At 69.3% G+C, this 2,349-nt stretch carries 3 protein-coding genes; all 3 read right to left on the bottom strand.

Features of this window, described 5'->3' with window-relative positions; all coding sequences use genetic code 11:
* Positions 1–85: 85 nt before the first annotated feature.
* The gene (locus ABD172_RS15315) at positions 86–961 is read right to left on the bottom strand and encodes an FHA domain-containing protein (RefSeq protein WP_425546663.1); all 876 of its coding nucleotides are present in this window, start codon (positions 959–961) and stop codon (positions 86–88) included.
* Positions 961–1,362 (bottom strand): glycine cleavage system protein GcvH, encoded by a 402-nt coding sequence (gene gcvH / locus ABD172_RS07265; RefSeq protein WP_344308525.1) that lies wholly within the window; start codon positions 1,360–1,362, stop codon positions 961–963. Before gcvH ends, ABD172_RS15315 begins: the two co-directional genes overlap by 1 nt.
* A gap of 175 nt (positions 1,363–1,537) precedes the next feature.
* Positions 1,538–2,349 (bottom strand): DUF881 domain-containing protein (locus tag ABD172_RS07260; RefSeq protein WP_344308303.1); only part of this gene is annotated, 812 nt, incomplete at its 5' end.

The raw sequence follows: 2,349 nt of genomic DNA, 5'->3' as shown, positions 1-2,349 counted from the left end.
GGCGACTCCCCCACCCGACGGCCCTGCAGGTCCGATCGTGCGACACCGGCGCGGACGCACCGGAGTGCTGGCCGGGCGGCCCGGTTCAGACCTGACGCTGGCGCTGCTGGAAGATCATGCGGAACTTGCCGATCTGGACGTCCGCGCCGTTCTGCAGCTCGATCGAGTCGATGAGCTGCCGACCGACGTACGTCCCGTTGAGCGAACCGGTGTCACGGAGAGTGAACCCGGTGGGCGTGCGGACGAATTCCGCGTGCTTCCGGGAGACAGTGACGTCGTCGAGGAAGATGTCCGCGTTCGGGCTGCGGCCGACGGTGACGACATCCGTGTCGAGGAGGATCTGGGCACCGGCGTCGGGCCCGGACACGACGACGAGGAGCGCGTCCGTCTCCGGAAGTTGCGCGAGGTCCGGGACGGGGTGCACCTCACCGGTCCGCGGATCGACGATCCGGAAGTCTCCGGGCTGCTGCGCGGCCGCCGCCGGAACCGGGGCCGCCTGCGGTACGGGCTGCTGCCACTGCTGCGGTTCGTTCGGCTGCTGGGGAGCCGACTGCTGCTGCCACGGAGCCGGCTGTGCACCGTGCTGGGGCTGGGAACCGTAGGGGGCGTTCGGCCCCGAGCCGCCCTGTGCGTACGGCTCCTGGCCGTACGGTGCCGGGTCCTGCCCACCGTACTGGCCCTGCGCCGGAGGCTGCCACTGCTGCTGTTCGGGTGCCGGGACCTGCTGCTGCCAGGAGGTCTGCTGATCACCGGCGGGGTTCGCCGACTGTCCCTGCGCTCCGGGCCCGGGCTGCCCCCGGTCGTCCTGCCCCTGCTGCCCCTCGGGCTGTTGCTCCTGCTGGTTCCAGGGCGCGAAGGGGAACGACTTCGCCTCTCGCGGGGCGTCGTCGCCGCCGTAGAACGGAGCCTGTTCGGCCTGAGGCGCGCCCGGATCGTACTGAGGATAGTTCTGCTGTGACATCAGGCCCCCTCGCTTTCCACTCGTGCTGTATACGCTTCTGCATCCAGGAGTTCCGCGAGTTCGGCCGGATCTCCTGCCCTCACCTCGAACATCCATCCCCCACCATACGGTTCGGAATTGATGATTTCCGGGGAGGTTTCGAGGTCGTCGTTCACTGCCGTGACCTCACCGGACAACGGGGCAACGATATCGGACACGCTCTTCGTGCTCTCGACCTCGCCGCATCCCTCACCGGCGGACACCGTATCCCCCACCGCAGGGAGGTCGACGTAGACGACGTCGCCGAGTTGATCCTGGGCGAAGTCGGTGATTCCCACACGCCACACACCGTCCGCGCCGGCTTCCACCCATTCGTGGTCGCGCGAGTAGCGCAGCTCGGCCGGGACGAAAGTGCCTGCCATGCCTTCTCCTGCTTGGTCGATTACGTGAGCCCTAGCATAACCGCTCGTTCCGACCGGATAACGTTCGGGCAACGGAATCGTCACTGTTTCTCCATAAACAACGGAAACCCCGTCATCACGGTGCGCTGCCGGGATGTCGTGCGCCGCCGGACCGCCCGGCGCCACCTCCCGCGATTCACTCCCCGTCCGTCTCCGTCGCGGCCCCGGTGACACCCTCGGGTGGTGCGACGACGGCTTCGATGTCGACGGAGTCGTGGGTCTCCACCGTGAAGTCACCCCCGCGATTGCGGATCGTGTCGGCGACCCCGCCCGGGATGTTCATCGCGACGTCCATCGTCTGGGGTTCACCGATCGCCGTCACCGTCACCGGGAGCTCGAGCGGCGCCCCGTCGACGAGCAGCGTGCCGTCCGCAGCCTCCGTGAACGCCGAGTGGACGACGATGCGCTGCTCGTCGAACTGGATCGACTCCGCACCGGCGTCCCGCAGTTCCTGCACGAGGGTCACCGCGGTCGCGGCGGTCAGCGGACTGTCCGCCGCATCGCCCGTGATCTCGATCGTGATGCCGGGCCCGGTCACCGGGACGGTGCCGGCGAGGATGGAGAGCGTCGTCTCCCGTTCCCGCGCCTGCGCGAGGGCGGCCTCGCGCTGATTCGTCCCCGACTCGAGGTCGCGTTCGTCCTGGGCGAGCTGCTCGGACTCCTCCTGCAGGCGTTCGTTCCGCGAGTCGACGTCGTCGAGCACCCGCAGGAGCTCCTGCTCCGAGAGCTGTTCGAGCCCGGACACCTCGGTGTGCCGGATCTGGGCGACGAGCGCGAAGCCGAGAAGGGCGCACAGCAGTCCCGCGAGGATCTGCGATCGGGGATGCGCGATCGTGAGGAGCCGCCGCAGTCGGTGCCATGCGTCCGCGGCGGTCCCGGCGTCCTCGGGAGCCGGGGTCGGCCCCGGCGCACTGCGGTCGCGACGCCGCCGAGGCGCCGCGGTGGTCC

The sequence above is a fragment of the Brevibacterium samyangense genome, from assembly GCF_039529845.1.
GTDB classification, from domain to species: Bacteria; Actinomycetota; Actinomycetes; order Actinomycetales; family Brevibacteriaceae; genus Brevibacterium; species Brevibacterium samyangense.
Note: the sequence above shows the minus strand (reverse complement) of the source record. Positions and strands in the feature narration are given on the sequence as shown.

Coding starts and splice junctions, on each gene's coding strand:
- ABD172_RS15315 (WP_425546663.1), bottom strand. CDS start 961: ATGTCACAGCAGAACTATCCTCAGTACGATCCGGGCGCGCCTCAGGCC.
- gcvH (WP_344308525.1), bottom strand. CDS start 1,362: ATGGCAGGCACTTTCGTCCCGGCCGAGCTGCGCTACTCGCGCGACCAC.